The organism is Eikenella sp. NML070372 (genome assembly GCF_001648415.1).
GTDB lineage: Bacteria > Pseudomonadota > Gammaproteobacteria > Burkholderiales > Neisseriaceae > Eikenella > Eikenella exigua.
Map to the genome: position 1 here is coordinate 280,507 of NZ_LXSN01000003.1, position 25,029 is coordinate 305,535.

A 25,029-nucleotide genomic window follows, 5' to 3' on the forward strand; every position below is an offset into this window, starting at 1 on the left:
ACGGCCTCTTATTGCTTAAAGCAGGGGAGAACTTAATTCCCTAATTGCGTGGTTTTATTCACAATAATCTCCACACGGCGGTTTTGGGCACGGCCTTCCGGGTTGTCGCTGCCGTCTGGGTGGGTGTTGGGCGCAATGGGGCGTGTGGCGCCGAGGCCTTCAAGCTGATAATTCTGTTGCAAGCCTTTTGCTTCAAACCAGTTTTTTACTGCCTGTGCACGAGCTAAAGACAAGCGTTGGTTGTAAGCATCGGAGCCTTTGCTGTCGGTATGGCCGGTAATCAGAATCACCCCTTGCCCTTTTTGGCGGATGATGTCGGCAGCTTTTTGCAGATCGGCATCGGCTTCGGGTTTGAGTTCGGCTTTGTCGAAATCAAACAGCACATCCGACGACAAATTGATTTTAATATTAAACCCTGTTTCGGTAGCGCTCAAACCGCTGCCTTGTGCTGACAGGTTGCTGCCTTGGGAAGAAAGGCTGTTGCCCTGTGCGGAAAGGGTAGATGATGCTGATGAAACAGCGGATGCCTGCTCGGAGGCAGGTGCCGAGGCATTAGATGCATCAGATGCGGTTTGGGGCATGACAGTTGTGCTGGCGGCAGAAGCCTGCGCTTGTGGCCCAGCAAATTCAGGTTCTTTCTGGCAGGCAGTCAGCAGGGCTAAAGCAGATAAAACAACAAGGGCACTTTGAGAAACTCGCATTTTGGATACCTCTCTTAAGGTTGGATACTGCAGTAAAAATATGATCGGACTGCGTTTCGTGTATACCAAAAATCCTAATAAAACTCAAGCAGAGTACTGCTAATGTGAATTTTGAATCCTAATATGGACAAAAATCTTGCCACCTATTTTGCTGCGCTGCAATTTCGTTTTGTGTTGCGGTTTTTCTTTCAGGTAACCCTTTAAATGCTTAAGGCTATCTGAAAACTAATCATCCGAGCTACTATGCCACCGTTTTTTTACTTTCTATTGCTGCCAAAACCCCTCGTCATGAAATTTTTCTGGCAGCCCAATGTTTTTGACTTGGTGTATTTCTTGCAGCCGGTACAGGGCAGATACATCGTTCAGGCTGCGGGCATAGCTGATGTCAATTGTTTCCAAGGCGGTTAGGTTTTCGATGCCGTTTAATGTGCACACGGAGGGGCGAATCAGCAATAAATCTTTCAGCCGTGTCAGGTTTTGGAATTCAGTTAAGTCTTTGCCTTTGTAAGACCATAGGTATAAACGTTCCAAACGGGTGCATTGCCCGATATTTCGGATTTTTTGTTGTAGTCCATCCTTAAGTCTTTAAGCGCGGGCAGTTGAGAGAGGTCGATGTCGATTGGCTGTCCGATTGCCAGGGTTTCCAATTGCTCGAATCGGTATAGGGCATCCGTATTGATGAATTCGGGCGACTCAAGATCGTGTCCGATTTGGAAATGCGGCAGTTCGGGATAAGCGGCCAAATCGGCAAAATCCACCACGGCGTGTTTCGGCGCGGGTGTCGGGTTGATGGTAACAGTCGCCCGGCTCAAGATCCGAATGCCGCAACGGTAACGCTTGGCCTGTCGCATGGCGGTGCGGATAAATGCGGGCTGGACTTCGATGAGGTTGATGTTTTTATTGTAGAAATACGTTTCCATGGGTGTACTCCGATTCGTGTGCATGCTGGCAAGCGTGGGTTCAGGTAGCCAGGGAGAGGTTTGAGGCCGTCTGAAAACGGGATGCGGCAGTGTCAGCGTCGGGCTTCAACCCGCTTTGCTTCATTCATGTTGCAGCTTCGTAGCAAACCATGTTTTCAGGTAGCCTTTCAGACGGCCTCAAGGCTACCTGAAACTTATCTGCCCAAAATCGCGTCCAAAGCCTCGCGGCTGGTGGGGCTGAATACGTTGAGCGCGCCGGAGAGGAGTAGTATGCCGGGGGCGGGATCGGCGCGGCCGGGGGGCGGGGTGCGGCAGGCGAGGGTGCAGTCGAACACGCCCATGTTGGTGGCGTTGTCTTGCCAGGACAGGTTGATTTGCACATCGAGCACGATGCCGACGGGGATTTCAGGTAGCCCGAAGCTGAGCTTGCGGGTGCCGAGCAGGAAGCCGAGCTGCACGGGGCGGCCGGCGTCCAGCGCGTGCGCGCCCGCCCATGCGCCCACGCCTTGCGCCATGATTTCCATGCCGAGCCAGCCGGGCAGGGCGTTTGCGCCGTCGGGGAGCAGGATGCAGTCGGGCCGGATGGTGCAGACGGCGTGCAGGCTGTTGTCGTCGTAGGATAAAACTTCGTCCAGCAGCACCATGCGGCTGCTGTGCGGCAGGAGGGCGGCGGGTTGCTTAATCGGGCATTGGGGCATGTTCTTCTCCGATGATGAGGACGCTGTTGTTGCCGCCGAAGGCAAACGACGAACTCGCGCCGATGCGCCGCCCTTGCGGCCAGCGGCTGCCTGAAACGGTGAGCGCGATTGAGGGCAGTTCGGGGTCGGCCTGGCCGTCCCACAGTTGGGGCGGCAGGCTGCCTTCCGGGTTGTCGCGGCGGCTGGCAATGCCCCATACGAAGGCGGCTTCGAGCGCGCCGGCTGCGCCGAGGGTGTGGCCGGTGAGCGGTTTGGTGGAAGTGGCGGCGGTGTGGCTGCCGAACACTTCGGCCACGGCGCGGCTTTCCATGCCGTCGTTGAGCAGCGTGCCGGTGCCGTGCAGGTTGATCCAGCCGATGCTTTCGGTCGGCAAACCCGCGTGGTTTAGGGCTACCTGAAAAGCCTGCGCCGCGCCGAGGCCGTCGGGGCGCGGGGAAGACATGTGGTGCGCGTCGCTGCTCGCGCCGTAGCCCAAGAGCGGCAGGGCGTCGCCGTTATCTTCTCGGGTCATCACGAATACGGCGGCGGCTTCGCCGATGTTGATGCCGTTACGGTTGCGCGAAAACGGATTGGCCATGCCGTCTGAAAGCACTTCCAGCGAGGCGAACCCGTTGATGGTGAGCGGCGAGAGCGTGTCCACGCCGCCGCACAACACCGCGTCGCACACGCCCAGCCGCAGCAGCCGCGCCGCGCTGATGAGCGCCCGCGCGCCGGACGTGCAGGCGGTGGACACACCGTAGCACGCGCCCCGCAGGCCATACGCCGTCGCGGCAAAATCGGCGGGCGAGGAAAGCAGTTGCGCCTGCTGTTTGAACGGAATGTCCGCCCAGCCGCCGCCATTTGCAACGTGTTGGAACAGCCGGATATTTTCATCCGCGCCGCCCACCGACGTGCCGATTACCACGCCGATTCTGTCCGCGCCGTAGCGGCTGAGGGCTGCCTGAATCTGCGGCTCGATTTGCGCCAAAGCGTCCCACAGCAATTGATTGTTGCGGCTGCGGTGTTCGGCGGGCAGATTGTCGGGAAACGGGCGCAACGGCCGGTTGACCGCGCCGAAAGCACGGTTTTTGCCCTTCCCCCATTCGCTGGAAAACGTGAGCGGGCTGTTTTCAGACGGCCTCAACAGGCCGTCCAAATGCTCCGCCAAACCGCTGCCCAAAGCCGACACCAAACCTGGCCGGCCGAGGTATACCCGTGCCTTATTCATCATTCTCTCCCAAAGGCGTCAGCCGCCATTTCGCACCGCCGCCCTCCAACTCGCGCGGCCGGCCGTCTGAAAAACCGTTTTCCAACAGCGGGAACATCGCCGCGAACACCGCCTGCGCGGCATGGTTCGGCGGCACAAAACCGTCGCGCCGCCAGCCGCGTTGTGTGGCCAGCAAGCGCGCCAGCGGCGCACCGAACGCGTCGGTTTGAATCCAGCGCAACTGCCCGCCCGCCTCGCCCTGCACCACCAGCAGCGACACCTGCTCCGCCGCGCCGGTTTCATCCAGCCGTTCCAGCTTGAAACGGCGGCTCTCGCCCGCCGCCAGATGCGGCAAATCCTGCGGCGCGAAAGTGGCACCGCAGGCGGCAAGCAGCAGCGCGGTAACGATGGGGGCGAGGAGCTTGGGGAAGGTCATTTCAGGTAGCCTTTGCGGAATGGGAATGGGGTGGGATTATAGACGAAGCGGGGCGGGAGTGGATTGTCGGGGATGAGCGTCTTGTTTATAGGGTTTCAGGTAGCCTCAAATGAAATCGGCCAGCTATAAGGCGCAGGCACATGGGGCTACCTGAAATATGGAAGGCTACCTGAAAGGTATGAATCACTTTTCAGGTAGCCTTGATTTCCTCCGCTGCTATTGCTGCGACTGCTGCGGGGTTGGGGCACTGCCGTGTTTGCGCGCATACAGTACCCAATACAGCACGGCGCAGGCGGCAAACCAGATGGGCATGCACATCAGCCCCAGCCGGGTGTCGGCATCGCGCGAGAAGAGCACCAGCACGAAGGCAAGGAAGGCGAGACATACCCACACCATGGCGGTACCACCGGGCAGCTTATAGATGGATTTTTCGTGCAGATGCGGGCGGGTTTTGCGGTATTTGAGGTAGGCCAGCAGGATAATCGCCCACACGAAAATGAAGCCGATGCTGGAGAGGGTGGTTACCACGGTGAACATGGCCATGATGTCGCCCTCCTGATACAGCAGAAATACGGCCACAATCAGGTAGAGGCAGGAATAGAGCAGGCCGGTGGCAGGCACGCCGTTGCGGTTGAGGCGGCTGAACATGCGTGGAGCCACGCCGGCTTCGGAGAGGCCGTAGAGCATGCGGCCGGTAGAAAACATGCCGCCGTTGGCGGAAGAGAGCGCGGAAGTGAGCACCACCAGGTTCACCAAACCTGCGGCAATCGGAATGCCGATAAGGGTGAACATATTCACGAACGGGCTCTTGGCGGGGTCGATTTCGTCCCAGGGCGTTACCACCATAATCACGCTCAAGGCCAGCACGTAGAAAATAATCACGCGCACGGGGATGCGGTTGATGGCTTTGGGTAGGTTGATTTCCGGGTCTTTGGTTTCGGCGGCAGCCGTACCCACCAATTCAATGCCCACAAAGGCAAACACGGCAATCTGGAAGGCGGAGAAGAAGCCACTGATGCCGTTGGGGAAGAACCCGCCGTGGCTCCAGAAGTGGCTGAGCGAGGCTTTTTCGCCGGAAGTGGGATCAACAAAGCCGCTGGCCACCAAAAAGCAGCCCACGGCAATCAGGGTAACAATGGCCACGATTTTTACCAAGGCAAACCAAAATTCCATTTCGCCAAAGAGTTTTACCGTGAGCAAATTCATACTGGCCATGAGGATGATGCACAACAGCCCGGGCAGCCACAGCGGCACATCCGGCCACCAGAATTGGGTATAGCCCGTAATGGCGATGATGTCGGCCATGCCGATTACCACCCAGCAAAACCAATAGGTCCAGCCCACAAAAAAGCCGGCGGCCGGGCCAAGCAAGTCGTGGGTGAAGTCGGTGAAGGATTTGTATTCGAGGGTGGAAAGCAGCAGCTCGCCCATGGCGCGCATGATGAAAAACAGGAAGGCGCCAATGATGATGTAGGCGAGAATAACGGAAGGGCCGGCCAAATGGATGGTTTTGCCCGAGCCCATAAACAGGCCGGTGCCGATGGCGCCGCCGATGGCGATGAGTTGCAGGTGGCGGTTTTTCAGGTTGCGTTGCAGGCTATGCGGGGTTTCTTGGTTGGTGCTCACGGGTATTCCTTTGTACTTCCTATCACGGATGAAGTCTGAACTTAATCCGCTCTAACTTAATCGGCCGCCGCAGCATTGTGGCAGCCAGAGTCGGAATATAACTCAGCCAATAGCACATATACAACTGATTTTTATGGATAATATTAAATTATCGCTGTTTAAAAACCCTTTCCAGCCCGTTTTTTGGCATGTACTTCCCCTGAAAAATATAATTTCGCATGAAAAATGCCGACCAGAATCACTGGTCGGCAGGGATTTTCAATGCTTAGCTTAATTCGTTAAGCAATCCGTTTGAGCAAATCCAGCAAAATGCGCCAGCACTCTTCCACGGTATCAATCTGCACCCGCTCTTTGGGCGAGTGAGCGCCTTTGATGGTGGGGCCGAAGGAAATCATTTCGGTGTGCGGCAGGTGTTTCTGCATCAGGCCGCATTCCAGTCCGGCATGCACTACTTCGATTTGCGGCTGCTGCCCGCGCACGGCGACGAAGGATTCAATGGTTTTCTGCAGCAAGGCAGACGACATATGCGGCTCCCAGCCGGTGTAGTCCTGATCGGTGCGCAGCGTGGCGCCGGCGAGGCGGGCGATTGAGCCGAGCAGGCGGCAGAAGTCGTCTTTCGGCCTTTCGCGCAGCGAACGCAGCAGCATGGCGGCGGTAAATTTGCCGTCTTTCATGTGCACCACGCTTAGGCAGTTGGAAGTGTCCACCACGCCGTCGAACTCTTCGCTCCATTTGAGCACGCCGCTGGGAACGGCAGCGAGCAAATCAATCATGCGGCGGCTGTCGGCATGACTGGCGGCCTGTGCGCCCTGGCCGATTGGGGCTACCTGAATCGCCAGTTTGTCGGCAAACTTGCCCAATTCGTTTTGCGTTTCGGCGCGCACGGTGTCGGCCAGTTCGGTCAGCACGCCGATAAATGCCTGAGGCAGCACGATTTCGGCTTCTGCCTCGGAAGGAATCACGTTACGCAACGTACCGCTGTGGAAGGCGGCCAGCCGCCAGCCGCTTTCTTCCGGCAGGCGTGCTAAAAGATCGGCCAATACCTTGATGGCGTTGCCGTGGCCGCGGTGAATATCGATGCCGGAATGCCCGCCCGGCAAGCCGGACACGGTAATGCGCACATGCTGCCCTTCGGCGGCTTCGGTGGCGAAAGGCAGGCTTAAATCGGCATCGCGCCCGCCGGCACAGCCCACATACACACAACCGGTTTCTTCAGTGTCTAAGTTGATCAAATAGCGGCCTTGCAGCAAGTCGCCGCGCATTTGGCGTGCACCATCCATGCCGATTTCTTCTTCCACCGTGAGCAACACTTCCAAGGGCGGGTGCTCGATATCGTCGGCAAAAGCCACGGCCAAGCCCATGGCCGAACCGAGGCCGTTATCTGCGCCCAGCGTGGTTTGCGTGGCGTGCACCCAGCCGTCGATGATTTGCGGCCGGATGGGGTCGGTGGCGAAATTATGCGGCGAATCGGGGGTTTTTTGTGCCACCATATCGATATGTCCCTGCAAAATTACGCCGGGCTTATCGGCCATGCCCGCGCCGTGCGCTGGTTTGCGGATATAAATATTGCCCTTTTCGTCTTGCCGCACCGCCAGGCCTTTCTCCTTGGCGCGGGTAACAATCATTTCGGCCAGCGCGGCTTCTTGATAAGTGGGGTGTGGAATGGTGCAAATATCGGCAAACCACTGCCAAACAGCCTGCGGCTGCAAAGAATGAAGCGGATTCATGGGGTCTCCTTTGGGAATGATGGGGCTACCTGAAAATGTAGCCGGAGCAAGAGCCGATACCGTTTGGCAAACGCATCGGCGCGAAAAACGGCTTGAGTTTAAACCTGCATCGCACGACAGGCAAGTGGAGTAAAAAGACTACCTAAAAGCATGAGTTTCCACGAAATGAAAAACTGTTTTATTTTTCAGGTAGCCTCCCCGCTATTAGCTTGTCCGTCCCCTTTTCCATTACAATACTACTTAACCCATCTTCAAGCCATCTGCATGCGCACCCTCGTCTTCCTCCTCTTCCACACCCTGGCCGCACTGCCGCTTTCCGTGCTGCACTTCATCGCCCACTGCGCAGGCGGCCTGCTTTATTGTTTCGCCCGCGCCGACCGCGAACGCATCCGCAACCACCTGCACACCGCAGGCCTGCCCAACGATGCCGCCCACGTCCGCGCCGTATTCCGCGAAACCGCCAAAGGCGCGCTCGAGCTGCCGCTGGCCTTTTTCCGCAGCCCCGAACAGGTGGCCGCCCTATTCGTGGAAACCCACGGCTGGGAACACATCCAGGCCGCCCTCGATGCCGGCGAAGGCCTGCTGCTCATCACCCCCCACATCGGCAACTACGACCTCGCCGGCCGCTACATCAGCCACCGCCTGCCCTTCCCGCTCACCGCCATGTATAAGCCGCCGAAAATCAAAATCCTCGACGACATCATGCAGGCCGGCCGCGTGCGCGACAAAGGCCGCACCGCCCCCACCAACCTGCACGGCGTGAAGCAAATCATCCAAGCCCTGCGCCAAGGCGAAGCCACCATCGTTTTGCCCGACCACGTGCCCGACGAACACGGCGACGGCGTATGGGCACCCTTCTTCGGCCGCCCCGCCTACACCATGACCCTGGCCGGCCGCCTTGCACAAGTGAAAAACGTACGCCCCCTGTTTTTCGCCGGCATCAGGCTACCTGAAAACCGCGGCTTCGCCTTACATATCGAGCCCGTAACCGGCAGTTTCAACAGCGACAAAGCCCACGACGCCGAAATCATCAACCGCAACGTGGAAAACTGGGTGCGCCGCTTCCCCGAGCAATATCTGTTTGCCTACAACCGCTACAAACATCCTGCTGGTGCCCCGCTGCCGCCTCAGGGGTAAATCACGCCTTTAGTTGAGAAAATATCTATTAGAATAAATAGATTAGAGGCTACCTGAAAATTTCAGGTAGCCTTTCTTGCCATAGCCTTCCGCCAAATAGCCAAGCACTTTTTGCTATAATTGCTTCTTTTGTTTTCTTTCAACTTTCTCCAGCCAAATGCCGCAGCAAGATTTCTCCCAGATCCTCTCCAAAGACCGCCACTTTCTGCAATCCGCCTTCAAAAATCCAAATAAATACGGCGGATTGCCCAAAGTCGAAGAAAAATACCAAAAATCGCACGACCTCTATCTGCAACGCCTGTTCAAACTGTCCAAACCCGAATTCGACAACACCCTGCCCGTTCACGAAAAGCTCGAGGAAATCAAAAAAGCCATTGCCGAAAATCAGGTAACGATTATTTGCGGTGAAACCGGCTCGGGCAAAACCACGCAATTACCTAAGATTTGTTTGGAACTCGGGCGCGGGGCGGCGGGCTTGATCGGACATACCCAGCCGCGCCGTTTGGCCGCGCGTTCGGTGGCGGAGCGGATTGCCGAAGAGCTGAAATCGGAAATCGGTGGCGCGGTGGGCTATAAGGTACGCTTTACCGACCACACCTCGCGCGATGCCTGCGTCAAGCTGATGACCGACGGCATCCTGCTGGCGGAAACCCAGACCGACCGTTACCTCGCCGCCTACGACACGATTATCATCGACGAAGCGCACGAGCGCAGCCTGAACATCGACTTCCTCTTGGGCTACCTGAAACAGCTGCTGCCGCGCCGCCCCGATTTAAAAGTCATCATCACATCGGCCACCATAGACGCAGAACGCTTCTCCCAACACTTCAACGGCGCGCCCGTGCTGGAAGTGAGCGGGCGTACCTATCCCGTCGAAATCCTCTACCGCCCGCTGACCAGCAAAGACGAAGACGACGCGGAAGTAGAGCTGACCGACGCGATTGTCGATGCGGCGGACGAATTGGCGCGACACGGCGAAGGCGATATTTTGGTGTTCCTGCCGGGCGAACGCGAAATCCGCGAAGCCGCCGAAGCCCTGCGCAAATCCACGCTGCGCCGCAACGACGAAATCCTGCCCCTGTTCGCACGCCTGTCGCACGCCGAACAGCACAAAATCTTCCACCCCTCAGGCGCGAAACGCCGCATCGTGCTGGCGACCAACGTCGCCGAAACCTCGCTCACCGTGCCGGGCATCAAATACGTCATCGACACCGGCCTCGCGCGCGTCAAACGCTATTCCGCACGGGCGAAAGTGGAGCAGCTTCATGTCGAAAAAATCTCCCAAGCCGCCGCCCGCCAACGCTCCGGCCGCTGCGGACGCGTCTCCGCAGGCGTGTGTATCCGACTGTTTTCAGAAGAAGATTTCAACAGCCGCCCCGAATTCACCGACCCTGAAATCGTCCGCAGCAACCTGGCCGCCGTCATCCTGCGCATGGCAGCGTTGAAACTGGGCGACGTGGCGGCATTCCCATTTTTGGAAATGCCCGATTCGCGGTATATCAATGACGGGTTTCAGGTGTTGCTGGAATTGGGGGCGGTGGAGGAGGCTACCTGAAAAAAGGTCGTCTGAAATAAAAAGCAGCCTGCGCAAACTGTCATTTTTAACTTGATAAAGGAAATACCATGTCTTTAAACGCAAAACAAAAACAAAAAATATTGGATGCCGCCAAACAGTGGTTTCGCGACCGAATCGCGCAAAACCACATCAAAAATACCGAAAAACTGACCGACCCCAAACAGTTCAACCTCAATCCGTTTCTGACGGTTTACCTTGCCAACTTTCTGACGGGCAATTCTAGCCCCGGAAGCATCGCGAAAGCCCTGCTGTTTCCGCGCGTGTTGGGTACGTCCATCAACACATCGTTCGGGCAGAATATGCAGGGCTTTATTTCCGCCATTCAAAATGCCGTCGGCAGCACCGCCAGCGGCATGGACATCGAATTTACCGACCAAACCGACGGGCGCAAAAAATACTGCCAACTTAAAGCGGGGCCAAATACCATCAATGCCGATGATGTAGAAACCATTGCCGGGCATTTCAAATCGGTACGCAACCTGTCGCGCACCAACCATTTGAAAATCCCCAACGATGACATGATAGTCGGCGTACTGTACGGCGAACCGGAAGATTTGAGCAGCCATTACCGCCGTATTACAGAGCAATACGACTATGATGTCATTGTCGGCAGAGACTTGTGGCACAGGCTGACGGGCGACGAGGGTTTTTATCACGAACTCATCAACGCCATCGGTTCGGTTGCGGTGGAGGCCGATTTCAGCAAGGAGTTAGATCGAATTGTCAAAACACTTGCCGCCAGCGAAACCGTGCGAAATTTAAGTAACCATGAATAATGTTTGACGGCTTGATTGTTTCCGTTTAGAGTGTATGCGCCACTAATAACCATAACTAAGGTTTACCAAATCATGCAAAGCCCCGAACACTACACCATCGCCCAAGTTGCCGATATATTGGGTATTTCAAAAGAGACCCTGCGCCGTTGGGACAAAAACGGCACGCTTGTCCCGCAACGCCAAACCGACAACAACTACCGCCTGTACAGCCGTGAACAGCTTGAAGCATTTGAAGAAGCCCGTCTTTTATTCGACAGCTGCTGGCAGGAAGAGCTCGCCATACACCCGAAACGCCCGTATAAACTTTTGGAGCTGTTCGCAGGTGCGGGCGGCTTGGCAATCGGTATGGAGCAGGCCGGGTTTGAATCCGTATTGCTCAACGAAATTGACGCGGCAGCCTGCAAAACCCTGCGGAAAAACCGCCCGAACTGGAATGTGGTGGAGGGCGATATTGCCAAACTGGACTTTACCCCCTACCGCGACCAAATCGACATCCTGTCGGGTGGCTTCCCGTGTCAGGCGTTTTCCTATGCGGGTAAAAAATTAGGCTTTGAAGACACGCGCGGCACACTGTTTTTCGAGTTTGCCCGTGCCGTGAAAGAAACCAATCCCAAAGTATTTGTAGCCGAAAACGTGCGCGGTCTACTGGCACACGACGAAGGGCGCACGCTGGCGGCGATTACCGATATTATCGGCGAACTCGGCTATGAGCTCGTACCGCCCCGCGTACTTAAAGCCGTGTTTTACAAAGTACCGCAAAAGCGCGAAAGGCTGTTTTTAATCGGCATCCGCAAAGATTTGGCAGATAAGGTTGAATTTCACTGGCCCTCGCCCTACCACCGTATCCTGACCCTGCAAGACGCATTGAAAGCGGGAGAACTCTACGCCAATGACGTACCGCCTTCAGCAGGGCAGAAATACCCGCAGCGTAAGGCGGAAATCATGGCGCAAGTACCCGCAGGCGGCTATTGGAAAGACCTGCCCGACGCATTGCAGCGCGAATACATGCAGAAAAGCTATTTCCTCGGCGGCGGCAAAACGGGCATGGCGCGGCGGCTGGCATGGGACGAACCCAGCCTGACGCTGACCTGCGCCCCTGCGCAAAAACAGACCGAACGCTGCCACCCCGAAGAAACCCGCCCGCTAACCGTGCGCGAATACGCCCGCATCCAAACCTTCCCCGACGACTGGCAATTTGAAGGCTCGCTCGGCGCACAATACAGACAAATCGGCAACGCCGTCCCCGTTAATCTAGCCTATGCTGTTGGGCGTGCATTAGTACGGCTATTGAACGATATGGAAGCAGAATCCGTCAGCCAGAAAGCGGCATAACCCGCCCCACAGATTATGATTCCGACACAACCGATGGTTTGCAGGCGGGCATTAGTCCTCCGTTTTATTCAACAATTACCGGCCAAACATGCGGGCAGGCAATCCCATTCAAAACAAGACAATGCAAAACACCCACACCCTTTCAGGTAGCCCCAAAGCCGCCCCGTCAAACACTCCCCGCTACCGACTGACCAAACTCGGCGAACAAATGGCGCGCCTGCCCATCGACCCGAAAATCGCGCGCATTTTGCTGGCGGCGAAGAAACACGACTGCATGGCGGAAATATTGGTGATCGCGTCCGCGCTGTCGATTCAAGACCCGCGCGAGCGGCCGCTGGAAGCGCGCGATGCCGCAGCCAAGGCGCACGAGCGTTTTACCGACAAGCAGTCCGATTTCCTTGCCTACCTGAATATTTGGGACAGCTTCCAGCGCGAGCGCGACAAAGGTTTGTCCAACAAGCAGTTGGTGCAGTGGTGCCGCCAATATTTCCTGTCGCACCTGCGGATGCGCGAGTGGCGCGAGCTGCATCATCAGCTTGCCCAAACCGCGATTGAAATGGGTTTGACCACCAAGGAAGCCGCTTTCAGACGGCCTCCCGAAGTTAGGCAGCTTACGTCGTCTGAAAATGCGGGCGACCAAGACCTATCCGCCAAACTCAAACAAAAACAACTGGATAAAAAGCAACACCGCGCCCAAATCCGCGCTGCCAAAGAAGCGGGCTACGAACAAATCCACCGCGCCCTGCTCACCGGCCTCATCGCCAACGTCGGCATGAAATCGCCCGACGGCAACGACTACACCGGCGCGCGCGGCAGCCGCTTCCACCTTTTCCCCGCCTCCGCCCTGTTCAAGGCCAAACCCAAATGGGTCATGGCGGCAGAACTCGTTGAAACGACAAAACTTTATGCCCGCGACGTGGCCGCCATCCAGCCCGAATGGATCGAGCAGGAAGCGCCGCACCTCGTCCGCTACCACTATTTCGAGCCGCACTGGGAACAAAAACGCGGCGAAGTCATCGCCAGCGAACGGGTAACGCTCTACGGCCTGACCGTCTTGCCGCGCCGCCCCGTATCCTACGGTAGAATCGCCCCCGAAGAAGCGCGAGAAATCTTTATCCGCAGCGCGTTAGTGGCGCAGGAATGCGATTTGAAAGCGGACTTTTTTGTCCACAACAAAAAGCTGATTAAGGAAATTACCGAACTCGAACACAAGTCGCGTCGGCAGGATGTACTGGTCGATGATGAAGCCCTGTTCGCGTTTTATCACGAACGTCTGCCTGATTTTTATACGGCGGATGCGGTTTCAGGCAGCCTGCATCCTGCAAATCCGCAGCAAACCACCCCCTCCCCCGTGGGGGAGGGTCGGGGAGAGGGCAAAACAGTTGCCGCACAAACCAACTTTTCCGCAGTCACAGCAAGCCCTCTCCCTAACCCTCTCCCACAGGAGAGGGGACAGAGTACCGCAGTTTCAACGGTTTCAGACGACCCCAAAGCTCAAAGGCTACCTGAAAACTCCCTATGCTACGCCGACGGTCAACCAATACTGCTGGGTGACCGTGTAACGATCGACAGCAAACAATGGCACGGCAAAATCGTTGCCTTGATTGCCGAGCAGCAATGCGACCCGTCCATCGGTTCCGCCGAAGAATGGGCGACATTACAAAGTGGCGTAATGGCGCAATTTGACGAAGCAGGCTTGGTGCACTATCCCGATGCTGAGACTGCCGACGAACTCATCTTATTGGCACGAGCGGATGCAGCAGATGTCCTAAAATCTAAAAAGCACAACGTAGAATGTGTGGCGCAAGCCACGCACGCGGATTCCAAAGATACGGGCAACCGCGTGCGTGAACCGAGTTCCCACACCCTACAAAATGTTTCAGACGACCCCAAACCCAAAAAGCAACCTGCACCCCAAAAAGGCCGTCTGAAACCCCTCCCCCTCGCCGACATCCGTACCTTCCAAGCCTGGCTCAAAACTGCCGAGCGCGACAACCCGCGCCTGCTGTTCCTCAGCCGCGACGACCTCATGCAGCACGCCGCCGCGCACATTACCGAAGAACAATTCCCCAAACATTGGCAAACCGCAGACGGCAAATTCAAACTCAGCTACCGCTTCGAGCCGCACCACCCGCTTGACGGCGTTACCCTCACCCTGCCGCTCACCGTACTCAACCGCATCAGCCCCGCCGCCCTCGAATGGCTCGTGCCCGGCATGATACGCGAAAAAATCCAGCTACAAATCAAAGCGCTGCCCAAACAAATCCGCCGCATCTGCGTGCCCGTGCCCGAATTCATCACCCAATTTTTAAGCCAAAACCCCGACCGCAACGCCCCCATCCTGCCCCAGCTCGCCCAAGCCATCGCCAAAACCGCAGGCGACATCCGCATACTGGAGCAAATCAACCAAGACGAATGGGCCGCGTTCAGGCTGCCCGAACATTGCTATTTCAACCTCCGCATCATCGACGACGGCGGGCAAGAATTAGCCATGGGGCGCGATTTAATCCAAATCCAACAACAACTTGGCAAAGCCGCCGCCACCACCTTCCGCGACAACACCCAAGAATTCGAGCGCGACAACGTCACCGTATGGGACATCGGCACCCTGCCCGAATCCATCAAATTCGCCCGCGGCAAACAACAGCTCACCGGCTACCTCGGCCTGCAAAAAGAAAAAGACGGCCGCATCGCCCTGCGCCTGTTCGACACATCTGCTGCCGCCGCACAAGCCCACAGATTAGGCGTGATCGAACTCATGAAACTACAACTAAAAGAACAAGTTAAAGACCTGAACAAAGGCATCCAAGGCTTCACCCAAGCCGCCATGCTGCTCAAACACATCAACGCCGACACCCTGCGCGACGACCTCACCCAAGCCGTCTGCGACCGCGCCTTTATCGGCGAAGACGAGCTGCCACGCAACGAAAAAAACTTCAAAGAACAAATCAAACGCGCCCGCAGCCGCCTGCCTGCCGTCAAAGAAGCCCTCAGCCGCTACTTGCAGGAAACCGCCACCGCCTACGCCGAACTCAACAGCAAACTCGGCAAACACCCGCTCACCCACCTCATGCGCCAACGCCTGCAAACCCTGCTCGCCGCCGGCTTCGCCACCCGCACCCCGTGGGCACAATGGCCGCGCCTCCCCATCTACCTCAAAGCCATGACCCTGCGCCTCGAAAAATACAGCGGCAACCCCGCCCGAGACGCAGCCCGCGAAGCCGACATACAGGAATTGGAACAAATGTGGCAGGAAAAAACCGACGGTTTGGTAAAACAAGGACAACCCGTTTCAGACGACCTCGCCATGTTTAAATGGATGATTGAAGAATTGAGAGTGTCGCTGTTCGCGCAGGAATTGAAGACACCGTATCCGGTGTCGGTGAAAAGGTTGTTGAAGGAGTGGGAGAGGTTAGGTAACTAGGCTTTAGCTTTGTTTCAGGCTATCTGAAAAATCAACTTCTTTGTTGATAACAATGTTACTATGCACGAAATCGAATGCACGTACTTGTCGCACCGTCTTTCTCATCAACGAAGCCAGCTATGCTGATATTTTGCATTAAGTGCGTACGCAGGAATTTTAGGCGGAAGTTCAGAATATAAGGTTACCTGAAAAGTGTGAACCCATTTTCAGGTAGCCTTTATTTATACAGCCAAACTAAGGCGCAAGCCTCTCTTTAATCCACTTATCACCCTCCAGCCGATATTGAATGCGGTCGTGCAGGCGGCTGGGACGACCTTGCCAGAATTCCATCCGGTCGGGAATCAGCAGGTAGCCGCCCCAGTGCGGCGGACGCGGTACGTGCAGGGGGTGTTTCACAGCTTCAGCCGCTGCGCGTGCCACGATGATACTTTTACCGGCAATCACGCTGCTCTGCTCGCTGGCCCACGCGCCCAAGCGGCTGGTGTAGGGGCGGCTGGCGAAGTATTCATCTGAAGATTTAGCGTCCAGTTTTTCCACCCGCCCTTCGGCACGCACCTGCCGCTCCAGCTCCGGCCAGAAAAAGGTGAGCGCGGCAAACGGATGCGCCGCCAGCGCGCGGCCTTTGCGGCTTTGATAGTTGGAGAAAAACACAAAGCCCCGGTCGTTTACCTCTTTCAATAACAGGATACGGCTGTTGGGCCGGCCGACTTCGTCCACCGTGGCCACGCTCATGGCGGTGGGCTCTTTAGCGGCAGAATGGATGGCCTCGTTCAGCCATTTTTCAAACTGCGGCAGCGGCGTATTGGCGCAATCGGCCTTGGAAAGCTCCTGTTTGCTGTAGTCTTCGCGGATATTGTGCAAATCCATCTGTTTCTCCTTTTTGAAAATTGCTAACTGACAAACACTACTGTCTTGAAGTTATTAAAAAATTTTATTCACCATCCAGTGCGGTTTGGCTATAATAGCGCAGTTTCGGTTTTTGGGATAATCCGCCATGCAGCTTACCGCCATCGGCTTGAACCACCAAACCGCTCCGTTGAGCATACGCGAGCGGTTGGCTTTTGCTGCTGCCGCGCTGTCTGAGGCATTGCGAGCTGGTAGGCAGCCGCACGGCTGAAGAAGCCGTGATTTTATCCACCTGCAACCGCACCGAGCTCTATTGGCGTAGGCGAGCTGGACGATATTGTCCGCTGGCTGGCCGACTACCGCAAGATTCCCGGAGCACGCTGGAGCCCTACTTCTATCGCTACCAAACCGAAGCCTTGGTACAGGTGTATGGGCTAAATTCTAGATAAAGCACTTTTTTGAGAGCTTGGTTGTTGAGCAGGAAAAGGCTACCTGAAAATCTCAGGTAGCCTTTTCCTATGCAGCCGGGCTGCTTATTTAACTTCTTTAACTTCGTTGTGGATTACGTGTTGGGTACAAGCATTCGAACTGCTGTTTTCAAGTAGCCTTTGCCGCCTTAGGCTTCGCCTGCTTCGTCCATGCCGACAATGGCGAGGCTGTCGATGCCGGATTTTTCGTTATCGCGGCCGCGTTTGCTGTTGAGCTGGATATTGAGTCGCAGGTCGTTTACCGAGTCGGCGTTTTTCAGGGCGTCTTCGTAGGCGATGTGGCCGGCTTCGTAGAGGTCGAACAGGGATTGGTCGAAGGTTTGCATGCCCAAATCGCGGGAGCGGGCCATAATTTCTTTCACGCCGTGGATGTCGCCGTTCAAAATCAGCTCGGCAATCAGCGGGGAGTTGAGCAGCACTTCCACGGCGGCCACGCGGCCTTTGCCGTCGGGCTTGGGCACGAGGCGCTGGGAAATGAAGCCTTTGAGGTTGAGCGAGAGGTCGTTCAAAAGCTGGGTGCGGCGCTCCTCGGGGAAGAAGTTGATGATGCGGTCGAGCGCTTGGTTGGAGTTGTTGGCGTGCAGGGTGGCCATGCAGAGGTGGCCGGTTTCGGCGAAGGCTAGCGCGTAGTCCATGGTTTCGCGGTCGCGGATTTCGCCGATGAGGATCACGTCGGGGGCTTGGCGCAGGGTGTTTTTGAGGGCGGCAAACCAGTTTTCGGTGTCCACGCCCACTTCGCGCTGGGTGATGATGCAGTTTTTGTGCGGGTGCACGAATTCGATCGGGTCTTCGATGGTGATGATGTGGCCGTGGCTGTTTTCGTTGCGGTAGTCGATCATAGCGGCCAGGGAGGTGGATTTGCCGGAGCCGGTGCCGCCCACAAAAATCACGAGGCCGCGTTTTTCCATCACCACTTGTTTCAAAATCGGCGGCAGGTTCATGTTGTCGAACTTGGGAATCTGGCTGGTGATCACGCGGCACACGAGGGCGGCGGCGCCGCGCTGCACCATGGCGTTGATGCGGAAGCGGGATACGCCGGCCAGGCTGATGGCGAAGTTGCATTCTTTGGTGTTGTCGAATTCTTCGGCCTGTTTGTCGTCCATCAGGGCGCGGGCGATGAGGGCGGTGTGGTCGGCGGTGAGCGGTTTGTCGGTAATCGGGGTGAGCTTGCCGTCGAGCTTCATGGCCGGGGGGAAGCCGGCGGTGATGAATAGGTCGGAGCCTTTGCTCTGCACCAGGTGGTTGAGCAGGCCGTGGATGAATTTTTTCATTTCTTCGTTGTAAGCGGGGATTGCCATAGGACGTTTCCCATTTGGGTTAAGGTTGTGGAGTATTAGATGACGTTTTCAGGTAGCCTTTCTGCGCGGGCAGGAGGCTACCTGAAAACATATTGAAATTAGGCTTCGCTGTCCGGGCGGCGGAACAGCAGCACGGGCATGGGGGCTTGGCGCAGCACGCCTTCGGCCACGGAGCCCATCAATAGGTGCAGCAGGCCGGAGAAGCCGTGGGTGCCCATGGCGATGAGGTCGCACTCTTGGCGCACGGCCTCTTTAATCAGCACGTCGGAAATACGCATGCCGTCGTTTTCCAGGGTGGAGACTTCGTATCTCACCCCGGCCTGTTTCATCACGGCTTCGGCATGGTCGGCCACCTGCATTTCGGCCGCATACAGCTCTTCGGAATTGGGCAGGCGGCTGGCTTCGCGTTTGAGGTCGGTTAAATCCACTACGTGCACGGCCACCAATACGGCATCGGTTGCCTTGGCCAGCCGGCAGGTCTGTTCCAGGGCGTAGAGAGAGGTTTTGCTGTCGTCTATCGGAACGAAAATCCGTTGATACATTTTGCCACTCCTTTTAGTTGCTGGCAGCCGGGCAGGATTGCCGCCGCCAATTCTTTGCAGACCGAATCACTTTACCTGCGATAGGATTGTAAAGCAAATTGCATCACTTTACAGCGACTGCTCTATTTAACAAGGCAGGCTACCTGAAAACTGTGGTAGCTTGGCACGGCAACATCCCAACAAGCCGTGCTACACAGCTTAAAGGCTACCTGAAAAACCAATTCCGTTTTTCAGGTAGCCTTTAACAATGGATACCAACTACTCTTCGTCTGGCGGCAAATCGGCGCTGCCCATGCGGCGCAGGATGATGCGGGTTTTATTGCGCAGGCGGCGGTCGTTGCGGTGTTGTTGGAAGTATTTGGGGTTGGGCAGCATGGCGATGAGGGAGGCGGCTTCACCGGCACGCAGGCGGGATGCCGGCTTGTGGTAATAATGTTGGGCGGCGGCTTCGATGCCGTAGATACCTTCGCCGAATTCGGCCACGTTCAGATACACGGTGAGGATGCGCTCTTTGCTCCACATGTTTTCCAGCATCACGGTAATCACGGCTTCTTCGGCTTTACGAATATAGGAGCGTTCGGCAAACAGGAACAGGTTTTTGGCCAGCTGCTGGCTGATGGTGGAGCCGCCGGCGCGGATGGTGCCGCTGCGCTGGTTGCGGCTCATGGCGTGTTCGATGCCGTTCCAATCGAAACCGTCGTGGTTGCTGAATTGGGCGTCTTCGCTGGCGATGGCGGCCTGTTTTACCACGCGGGCGATTTGGCTCTCGTCCACCCAGGTTTGCTGCACGCGGGAGAAGGTGGAGAGGTTGTGGCGCAGCATAAAGGCGCTGGTGTGCACGGGCTGGCCTTTCCAATAGGCTAAGAGCAGGAAAACCAGCAGGTGGAAGCCCAACAGGAAGAGGACGATGCTCCATACCAGGCGTTTAAACCAGCGGCGCAGCAGGCCGGGGCGTTTTTTGGCGGGCGGGGCAGCGGGGGCGGGCTGGGGGATGGGGCTGGAAACGAGTTCGGTGGGCTGGGTATCCATCGGCAAATCAATCGTGGCAAGACGGGGCGATTATACAAGGAATCCGGTTTTAAGGTTGGTGAAGCTTATGTTTTAGCTTCGCAGGAACTTTGCCTTGGCTTTGCCAAGACGTCGTTTCAGGTAGCCTCAAATCGGATCTAAGAATTAAGGGGCGCTACCGGCGTGCTTTATTCAATTAGTTTGTCCAAGGCTGAATGTTGAATCACCGGTTCTCCTATTCTCCCAGTTTTGGACTATGTTTGCTGAACTGGTTCACCGCCAAGGTTTCCCGGCCGATGATGAAGTGAGCTTCGGTTTCGGTCATCTGTTTCTCTTTCAGACTAAGCAACGATTTTTCAGGTAGCCTTTCAGTATGCCTGACAGGCTGCATGAAAGCGTCAAAGCGTCCGTAGTTTCTATGAAGCTAAAACGTAAACAGCCAACCATCAAAGTAAATCGGCTTGTATAGTGCTTGCTTGATGCGTCCGTGGGTGAGGCCGGGGAGGTAGAGCTGCATGAAATCGCAGGCATAATTGCGCAGATAGCCATCCTGTTACATCACAACAATAGATGGTCTGCCGGCAGGCAAACCAAATCGGCATCGCGCTGCGGGTCGTAGGCGGTGTCGGCTAGAAGCTCCCAACCGGTGCGCACATAAGTTTTAATCATGCCCTCATTCATGCTGGAAAGTGCCACCTGTGGCAAAGCCAACCTGCTGTCGGTAAAGGCTTGCTACAATGCCGCATCCTGTTCGGCATCGGTGTAACCGATGAGCGGTGCGGACGACAAATTTACTAGGTTGATGCGGCTTTGCCCGTTAGCGCGTGCCCCTGCGGTACCAATACGCAGCGGTTCCAAGCCCGCACTGATATGACGCAACTTGGAATGACGCGCATCCCCTCCGAATTGATGGTGAAATCGGCTAAGCTATCGGCCACTAACGGTGGCAACACATGCCGTGCCTAAGGCGTAGGAAATCATTTAGCCACTATCCTGCTCGGCAAGTTCAGTGCCGATGCTGCGGATGCTCTGCACCTTGAGGAAGATGCGCTCGGCAATCCCTAGTACGGCCTGCCTCAGCAGCGTAACTGCCACAATGCGCTTGCCGTGCTGCACAAACAGCTGCTCGCCCAGCTCGTCTTCTAAAAGCTTTATTTGTTTGGAAATGACCGGCAGGGAAGTGAAAAAATTTCTACCACCTCCGGAATATTCAGATTGCAGCGGTAATCTCTAGAAAATAGCGCGGTTGTCGCAGTTTCATGATGCATCCAAGTGGTGTTTGTCGGATTTATGCGACAAGCCGGTCGACGAAGTGCCACAGAAATCACCGGTTTCGCCTGAAACCGATAAAGATTGGATGGTAGCATGACCTGCCAGCATTATTTTGCCGTGTGCTGGTAATTTGCGATGGGATTTGTTGTTTTTTAACAACTTACAGAGAAATAACCCTTTCTTTTGCCATTATACTGCTGACAGTAAGGGTAATTTTGGGCATGATTGGGTATGTAGGAAACGGAGGCGCCCGTGCGGCGGGTAGCCAATTCCTTATTGACAGTTCGGGCACGGTTTTTTATAGTGATACCCCGAATATATTTGGATTACCGCAGTATCTGGGCGGTCCGTATATGGTGATTTTTGTGAAGACCGGTATGCTGTAAAGCTTCCCAGGTCTACGCATAACAAACTTTTTGATGAGGGAATAACATGACCAAACAGCTTAAATTAGGCGCTTTGTTCTTGGCCTTGGTTGCTTCCGGTGCCGCCATGGCGGGCAGCAGCTTCAATAATGAAAAATATGGCTACACTATCAGCGAGCAGTCTCGCGAAGTAGTTCGCTCCAACTATGAGCCCAAAGGTGCTCACGAATGCTGGGAAAACAGCTTCTTGAACGCTGAAGTGGGTCGCTTGGGTCTGGTAGAGTGTGGCGACCGTCAGCCAGAAGCTCCTCCTACCGAACCGCAAGTACGTGAAGAGCTGGTGTCCTTGTCATCCAACTTCCTGTTTGGTTTTGACAAATTCAACTTGCGTCCCGAGGCTCGCACTACTTTGGATGAGCTGGCTCAGCGCTTGACCGGCAGCAACGTACAATCTGTACGTGTTGAGGGTAACACCGACTTCATGGGTAGCGATGCCTACAACCAACGCCTGTCTGAGCGTCGTGCTAACACTGTTAGCGAGTACCTAGTTGGCCGTGGCGTACCGGCTGAGAAAATCTCTGCTGTTGGTTTGGGTGAATCTCAAGCTAAGATGACCGAGCAGTGTCAGCAAGAAGTTCGCAACTTGGGTCGTCGTGTTTCTGCTGCCCGCAAACGCAGTGCTCTGATTGCATGTATCGAGCCGGATCGTCGTGTAGACGTTCGCATCCGTACTTTGGTTGAGCAACCTGCTCAGTAATCGTTATCCAATTAGCATTTAATACTGAAAACCGGACATACAAAGTCCGGTTTTTTATATGCATTACTCGTAACTAGGGGAATGCAGAAATAGCTGCTTGCCAACAATTTCCCATTGCTAATGCAGGTGGGATGGAGCAAAATTTGTCTGCTGGAAAATATTTTATTAAAAATAATATTATGCTGGAAAAACTTCTACTCCTCTGCACACACCACTTCCGCCTGCTGTTGGCATTTGCTTTATCCTTTTATTTTCAGGTAGCCTTTGCCATCGATTTCGGACGTATCCAGCCGGAAGAGGCTGCCGTTTATGTGCAAGACCTCGACAGCGGTGAAGTGTTGTTTGCACATCGAGCTGATGTTTCTATGAATCCCGCCTCCACCATGAAATTGGTAACCACCTTCGCCGCCTTGCGTGGATTGGGCGGTGATTACCGCTGGCAAACCCAATGGCGCAGCAGCGGCACAGTAGCTAATGGCGCACTGCAAGGCGATTTATATTGGGTGGGCAGCGGTGACCCTGCTTTCGATCAGCCAGATCTAGTGGATATGCAGCAGCAGCTGGTGCGGCAGGGCATTGTGTCGTTAAATGGTAAAGTGGTGTTGGATCGGCGCGTTTGGGGTGGCCTTACTAGTGCAGAAGGTTTTGAAAACGATGCAGATGAAAGCTTCGTTGTGCCGCCTGATCCCCATATGATTGCCTACAAAGCCCTTTGGATTACTGCCGCCCGTAATGAAGCAGGGCAGCCTGCTTTTTTACTCAATCCGCCACTCTACGGCATCCAAACCGACCTCAGCCAACTTACCGAAACCGATGGCCGCTGCGGCAAACTTTCCAATCATGTTTCCGCCAAATTTGAAAACGGCGTGTTGGTATTCCGCGGTCGCCTGCCTGCTGCATGTATGGGCGAGAAAATGTTCATCAATTTGTTCGATGCCCCTCGCTTTGCCGAAGAAAGTTTTCGCGGCTATTGGCTTGCCCAGGGCTTAGGTGGTCTCTATGGTTTTGGTCGGGGAGCTGCCCCTAGCAACAGCCGCATCTTGGCCACGCACTTTTCCAAACCGTTAGGCGAAGTGCTGACCGATATGAACAAACATTCCAACAATCTGATTGCACGCAGCGTTTTTCTCACGTTTGGCCACCAGGCAAACGGACCGCACAGCGTACAGAATGCCGAGGCCGCTGTGCGGCGGCAGCTGGTTTCTGCTGGATTGGATGACGAAGCGCTGGTGTTGGAAAACGGCTCCGGCCTTTCCCGTCGTGAGCGGCTTACCGCCCGTTTTCTCGGCAGCATGTTGTTTCAAGCCTACCGCTCCTCTTTCCGCGATACCTTCATCCACACCCTGCCGATTGCCGGTACCGATGGCACCCTGCGTGGCCGCTTTCGCCAGCTCGGCCGCTCGCTGCGCATGAAAACAGGTACGCTGCGCGACGTGCGTGCACTGGCCGGCTACTGGTTGCCGCCCAATGGACGCAGGCTGGCCGTGGTGGTGATTATTAACAGCCACCGTTCCGGCGGCTATCTGCCCGATATGGACGCCATGGTGCGCCGGATTGTGCATGATGCCGATAGATTGGATAACGTTCAAACCGTCCCCACCCAATAATCGGCAAATGCAACGGGAAAGCTGCCGAATACCTTATCCCACAAGGAAAAGCTGGCAAAGTAGAGCATTTTCAGGTAGCCTAATAAAGTTTATAGCGGATCAATCCGCCATATCTCCATTTTGATTTTTTCACCCCTTTCTCAGGAGTAAACCATGAGCGAACAAGAACAACAGCAACCGATTTTCAATGTAGAAAGACTGTATGTAAAAGATTTGTCTTTGGAAGTGCCGCACGCACCGGAAGTATTCCTCAGCCAGGATGCTCCGAACGTGGAAATCCAAGTACACACCGATTCTAAGAAACTGGAAGAAGAACACCACGAAGTAACCGTTACCGTAACCGTCACCGCCAAGTTGCCTGATGGCAAAGTATTGTTCCTGAACGAAGTGGCGCAGAGCGGCATTTTCCGTTTGGCAAACATTCCTGAGCAAGATGTGAAAGTATTGCTCGGCATTGCCTGCCCGAACATCCTCTACCCCTATGCCCGCGAAGCTGTGTCTTCCTGCATCACCCGTGCCGGCTTCCCGCCCGTGGTATTGATGCCGATCAACTTCGAAGCCATGTACGAACAGCAACAAGCCGCTGCCAATGCTCCGGCTGCTGGCAACGCTTAATTTGAGGTCAATAAGGCAAGCAGGCTATGGTAGGAAATGCCATAGCCTGTTTTGCGTTTTGCACAAAGAGGCTGTTTATTTTTCAGGTAGCCTCTTTATCATCTAGAAGGCTACCTGAAAACTTCCGGCAGCCCAAAAGCCAATCTCCAAGGGAATGCCTAAAGATTATTCTGTTATTCCCCTGATTCGTTTTATCTCTTTCTCGTATTTACGGTCATTGAAATAATCGCCTGTACTTATTTCCAGTTCGCCGCAATCGGAAATGAGGCAGTCTTGTGTGTCATAAATTTTATAAGTTTGTTGAATGTTTCCTATCGCACATTCGCCATCCAATCCTAATGATATGGTGTAGAACACATCATCCAGCAGGGTGTTGATTGTTTCTTTAAGCTGTTCGGTTTGGCTATCGTTAAGCAGCAGGGTTTTTATTTTGGTATTTACAGTGCTGAGGGGGTAGGCCGGCTGTTGTTCAAAACAAGATTTGAGAAATTTCAGCTTTCCCAGATAGAGATTTTTGGCAAATTCGTCTGCAGGCATGGCTATCCCTTCTTCCCGGAGAGATGTCGGTAAGATAGCTGGCAGGCTTGCGGATGTTTCCCAATTAAGTTTTAGCTTCGCAGAAACGCTGCTACGCTATGTTTCTACTCCGTTGAGGCTGACGCTTTCAGGTAGCCTAGCTCAACTAAAAGGTT

24 protein-coding genes and 1 pseudogene are annotated in these 25,029 nt (G+C 55.2%); 10 read left to right on the top strand and 15 right to left on the bottom strand.

Features of this window, described 5'->3' with window-relative positions; genetic code table 11:
* Positions 1-32 precede the first annotated feature (32 nt).
* From A7P97_RS01550 to A7P97_RS01585, 8 genes are all read right to left on the bottom strand, one after another.
* On the bottom strand, positions 33-581 hold the full coding sequence (locus tag A7P97_RS01550; protein WP_067530037.1) for an OmpA family protein: 549 nt from the start codon (positions 579-581) through the stop codon (positions 33-35).
* Between the two features lie 384 nt (positions 582-965).
* Positions 966-1,232, bottom strand: a complete 267-nt coding sequence (locus A7P97_RS01555; protein WP_125080570.1) for a hypothetical protein — start codon at positions 1,230-1,232, stop codon at positions 966-968.
* Positions 1,190-1,621: a hypothetical protein gene (locus A7P97_RS01560; RefSeq protein ID WP_067530039.1), complete on the bottom strand. Its 432-nt coding sequence runs from the start codon at positions 1,619-1,621 to the stop codon at positions 1,190-1,192. Before A7P97_RS01560 ends, A7P97_RS01555 begins: the two co-directional genes overlap by 43 nt.
* Positions 1,622-1,815: 194 nt before the next feature.
* Entirely contained in the window at positions 1,816-2,319 is a 504-nt protein-coding gene (locus tag A7P97_RS01565) for a thioester dehydrase (protein ID WP_067530040.1), read from the bottom strand.
* Complete coding sequence (locus A7P97_RS01570; RefSeq protein WP_067530041.1) at positions 2,300-3,526, bottom strand: beta-ketoacyl-ACP synthase; 1,227 nt, start codon at positions 3,524-3,526, stop codon at positions 2,300-2,302. The genes A7P97_RS01565 and A7P97_RS01570 overlap by 20 nt, the downstream gene beginning before the upstream one ends.
* Complete coding sequence (locus tag A7P97_RS01575) at positions 3,519-3,941, bottom strand: hypothetical protein (RefSeq protein ID WP_067530042.1); 423 nt, start codon at positions 3,939-3,941, stop codon at positions 3,519-3,521. Before A7P97_RS01575 ends, A7P97_RS01570 begins: the two co-directional genes overlap by 8 nt.
* A gap of 216 nt (positions 3,942-4,157) precedes the next feature.
* Entirely contained in the window at positions 4,158-5,567 is a 1,410-nt protein-coding gene (locus A7P97_RS01580) for an amino acid permease (RefSeq protein WP_067596296.1), read from the bottom strand.
* Between the two features lie 278 nt (positions 5,568-5,845).
* Positions 5,846-7,294, bottom strand: coding sequence for an aminoacyl-histidine dipeptidase (locus A7P97_RS01585; RefSeq protein WP_067530044.1), 1,449 nt, complete (start codon positions 7,292-7,294; stop codon positions 5,846-5,848).
* Positions 7,295-7,558: 264 nt separating this feature from the next.
* Here A7P97_RS01585 and A7P97_RS01590 point away from each other — a divergent pair, with 264 nt between their 5' ends.
* The 5 genes from A7P97_RS01590 (at position 7,559) to A7P97_RS01610 (ending at position 15,539) form a co-directional block, all read left to right on the top strand.
* Positions 7,559-8,431, top strand: a complete 873-nt coding sequence (locus tag A7P97_RS01590) for a lysophospholipid acyltransferase family protein (protein ID WP_067530045.1) — start codon at positions 7,559-7,561, stop codon at positions 8,429-8,431.
* 157 nt (positions 8,432-8,588) lie between these two features.
* The gene (hrpA, locus tag A7P97_RS01595) at positions 8,589-9,986 is read left to right on the top strand and encodes an ATP-dependent RNA helicase HrpA (RefSeq protein WP_082887559.1); all 1,398 of its coding nucleotides are present in this window, start codon (positions 8,589-8,591) and stop codon (positions 9,984-9,986) included.
* 68 nt (positions 9,987-10,054) lie between these two features.
* Positions 10,055-10,783 carry a PmeII family type II restriction endonuclease gene (locus A7P97_RS01600; protein ID WP_067530046.1) on the top strand — a complete coding sequence of 243 codons (729 nt, stop codon included), beginning with the start codon at positions 10,055-10,057 and terminating at the stop codon, positions 10,781-10,783.
* Between the two features lie 72 nt (positions 10,784-10,855).
* Positions 10,856-12,115, top strand: coding sequence for a DNA (cytosine-5-)-methyltransferase (gene dcm, locus A7P97_RS01605; RefSeq protein WP_067530047.1), 1,260 nt, complete (start codon positions 10,856-10,858; stop codon positions 12,113-12,115).
* Between the two features lie 121 nt (positions 12,116-12,236).
* Complete coding sequence (locus A7P97_RS01610) at positions 12,237-15,539, top strand: DUF3418 domain-containing protein (RefSeq protein WP_067530048.1); 3,303 nt, start codon at positions 12,237-12,239, stop codon at positions 15,537-15,539.
* 234 nt (positions 15,540-15,773) lie between these two features.
* Here A7P97_RS01610 and pdxH read toward each other — a convergent pair whose 3' ends face one another.
* A complete protein-coding gene (pdxH, locus tag A7P97_RS01615) occupies positions 15,774-16,406 on the bottom strand; it encodes a pyridoxamine 5'-phosphate oxidase (protein ID WP_067440200.1) in 633 nt (210 codons plus the stop codon).
* Between the two features lie 127 nt (positions 16,407-16,533).
* On the opposite strand from pdxH, the gene A7P97_RS10970 reads away from it, so the two are divergent.
* Together A7P97_RS10970 and A7P97_RS10975 are read left to right on the top strand one after the other, a co-directional pair.
* On the top strand, positions 16,534-16,656 hold the full coding sequence (locus A7P97_RS10970; RefSeq protein ID WP_369799510.1) for a hypothetical protein: 123 nt from the start codon (positions 16,534-16,536) through the stop codon (positions 16,654-16,656).
* 7 nt (positions 16,657-16,663) lie between these two features.
* Entirely contained in the window at positions 16,664-16,834 is a 171-nt protein-coding gene (locus tag A7P97_RS10975; RefSeq protein ID WP_369799511.1) for a hypothetical protein, read from the top strand.
* Between the two features lie 167 nt (positions 16,835-17,001).
* On the opposite strand, the gene A7P97_RS01625 is transcribed toward A7P97_RS10975, so the two are convergent.
* The 5 genes and pseudogenes from A7P97_RS01625 to A7P97_RS10980 all read right to left on the bottom strand — a co-directional run.
* On the bottom strand, positions 17,002-18,171 hold the full coding sequence (locus A7P97_RS01625) for a PilT/PilU family type 4a pilus ATPase (RefSeq protein WP_067530050.1): 1,170 nt from the start codon (positions 18,169-18,171) through the stop codon (positions 17,002-17,004).
* 98 nt (positions 18,172-18,269) lie between these two features.
* Positions 18,270-18,713 carry a universal stress protein gene (locus A7P97_RS01630; RefSeq protein ID WP_067530051.1) on the bottom strand — a complete coding sequence of 148 codons (444 nt, stop codon included), beginning with the start codon at positions 18,711-18,713 and terminating at the stop codon, positions 18,270-18,272.
* A 258-nt stretch (positions 18,714-18,971) separates the two neighbouring features.
* Positions 18,972-19,742: a monofunctional biosynthetic peptidoglycan transglycosylase gene (gene mtgA / locus A7P97_RS01635; protein WP_197474156.1), complete on the bottom strand. Its 771-nt coding sequence runs from the start codon at positions 19,740-19,742 to the stop codon at positions 18,972-18,974.
* Positions 19,743-20,702: 960 nt separating this feature from the next.
* A complete protein-coding gene (locus A7P97_RS10855) occupies positions 20,703-20,837 on the bottom strand; it encodes a hypothetical protein (protein WP_255361163.1) in 135 nt (44 codons plus the stop codon).
* Between the two features lie 18 nt (positions 20,838-20,855).
* Positions 20,856-20,942, bottom strand: a pseudogene (locus A7P97_RS10980) (hypothetical protein); the annotation flags it as partial.
* A gap of 483 nt (positions 20,943-21,425) precedes the next feature.
* Between A7P97_RS10980 and A7P97_RS01640 the strand changes: the two are divergent.
* From A7P97_RS01640 to secB, 3 genes are all read left to right on the top strand, one after another.
* Positions 21,426-22,115: an OmpA family protein gene (locus tag A7P97_RS01640; protein ID WP_067530052.1), complete on the top strand. Its 690-nt coding sequence runs from the start codon at positions 21,426-21,428 to the stop codon at positions 22,113-22,115.
* A 179-nt stretch (positions 22,116-22,294) separates the two neighbouring features.
* Positions 22,295-23,722 carry a D-alanyl-D-alanine carboxypeptidase/D-alanyl-D-alanine-endopeptidase gene (dacB, locus tag A7P97_RS01645; protein WP_185737542.1) on the top strand — a complete coding sequence of 476 codons (1,428 nt, stop codon included), beginning with the start codon at positions 22,295-22,297 and terminating at the stop codon, positions 23,720-23,722.
* A gap of 153 nt (positions 23,723-23,875) precedes the next feature.
* Positions 23,876-24,337, top strand: a complete 462-nt coding sequence (gene secB / locus A7P97_RS01650; RefSeq protein WP_003823659.1) for a protein-export chaperone SecB — start codon at positions 23,876-23,878, stop codon at positions 24,335-24,337.
* 165 nt (positions 24,338-24,502) lie between these two features.
* On the opposite strand, the gene A7P97_RS01655 is transcribed toward secB, so the two are convergent.
* Positions 24,503-24,874 (bottom strand): hypothetical protein, encoded by a 372-nt coding sequence (locus tag A7P97_RS01655; protein ID WP_067530053.1) that lies wholly within the window; start codon positions 24,872-24,874, stop codon positions 24,503-24,505.
* Positions 24,875-25,029: the final 155 nt, after the last annotated feature.

Bases quoted from the DNA above. Each gene is read 5' to 3' on its own strand.
- A7P97_RS01550 (WP_067530037.1), bottom strand. From the start codon at position 581: ATGCCCCAAACCGCATCTGATGCATCTAATGCCTCGGCACCTGCCTCC.
- A7P97_RS01560 (WP_067530039.1), bottom strand. From the start codon at position 1,621: ATGGAAACGTATTTCTACAATAAAAACATCAACCTCATCGAAGTCCAG.
- A7P97_RS01565 (WP_067530040.1), bottom strand. From the start codon at position 2,319: ATGCCCCAATGCCCGATTAAGCAACCCGCCGCCCTCCTGCCGCACAGC.
- A7P97_RS01570 (WP_067530041.1), bottom strand. From the start codon at position 3,526: ATGAATAAGGCACGGGTATACCTCGGCCGGCCAGGTTTGGTGTCGGCT.
- A7P97_RS01575 (WP_067530042.1), bottom strand. From the start codon at position 3,941: ATGACCTTCCCCAAGCTCCTCGCCCCCATCGTTACCGCGCTGCTGCTT.
- A7P97_RS01585 (WP_067530044.1), bottom strand. From the start codon at position 7,294: ATGAATCCGCTTCATTCTTTGCAGCCGCAGGCTGTTTGGCAGTGGTTT.
- A7P97_RS01590 (WP_067530045.1), top strand. From the start codon at position 7,559: ATGCGCACCCTCGTCTTCCTCCTCTTCCACACCCTGGCCGCACTGCCG.
- hrpA (WP_082887559.1), top strand. From the start codon at position 8,589: ATGCCGCAGCAAGATTTCTCCCAGATCCTCTCCAAAGACCGCCACTTT.
- A7P97_RS01600 (WP_067530046.1), top strand. From the start codon at position 10,055: ATGTCTTTAAACGCAAAACAAAAACAAAAAATATTGGATGCCGCCAAA.
- dcm (WP_067530047.1), top strand. From the start codon at position 10,856: ATGCAAAGCCCCGAACACTACACCATCGCCCAAGTTGCCGATATATTG.
- A7P97_RS01610 (WP_067530048.1), top strand. From the start codon at position 12,237: ATGCAAAACACCCACACCCTTTCAGGTAGCCCCAAAGCCGCCCCGTCA.
- pdxH (WP_067440200.1), bottom strand. From the start codon at position 16,406: ATGGATTTGCACAATATCCGCGAAGACTACAGCAAACAGGAGCTTTCC.
- A7P97_RS10970 (WP_369799510.1), top strand. From the start codon at position 16,534: ATGCAGCTTACCGCCATCGGCTTGAACCACCAAACCGCTCCGTTGAGC.
- A7P97_RS01625 (WP_067530050.1), bottom strand. From the start codon at position 18,171: ATGGCAATCCCCGCTTACAACGAAGAAATGAAAAAATTCATCCACGGC.
- A7P97_RS01630 (WP_067530051.1), bottom strand. From the start codon at position 18,713: ATGTATCAACGGATTTTCGTTCCGATAGACGACAGCAAAACCTCTCTC.
- mtgA (WP_197474156.1), bottom strand. From the start codon at position 19,742: ATGGATACCCAGCCCACCGAACTCGTTTCCAGCCCCATCCCCCAGCCC.
- A7P97_RS01640 (WP_067530052.1), top strand. From the start codon at position 21,426: ATGACCAAACAGCTTAAATTAGGCGCTTTGTTCTTGGCCTTGGTTGCT.
- dacB (WP_185737542.1), top strand. From the start codon at position 22,295: ATGCTGGAAAAACTTCTACTCCTCTGCACACACCACTTCCGCCTGCTG.
- secB (WP_003823659.1), top strand. From the start codon at position 23,876: ATGAGCGAACAAGAACAACAGCAACCGATTTTCAATGTAGAAAGACTG.
- A7P97_RS01655 (WP_067530053.1), bottom strand. From the start codon at position 24,874: ATGCCTGCAGACGAATTTGCCAAAAATCTCTATCTGGGAAAGCTGAAA.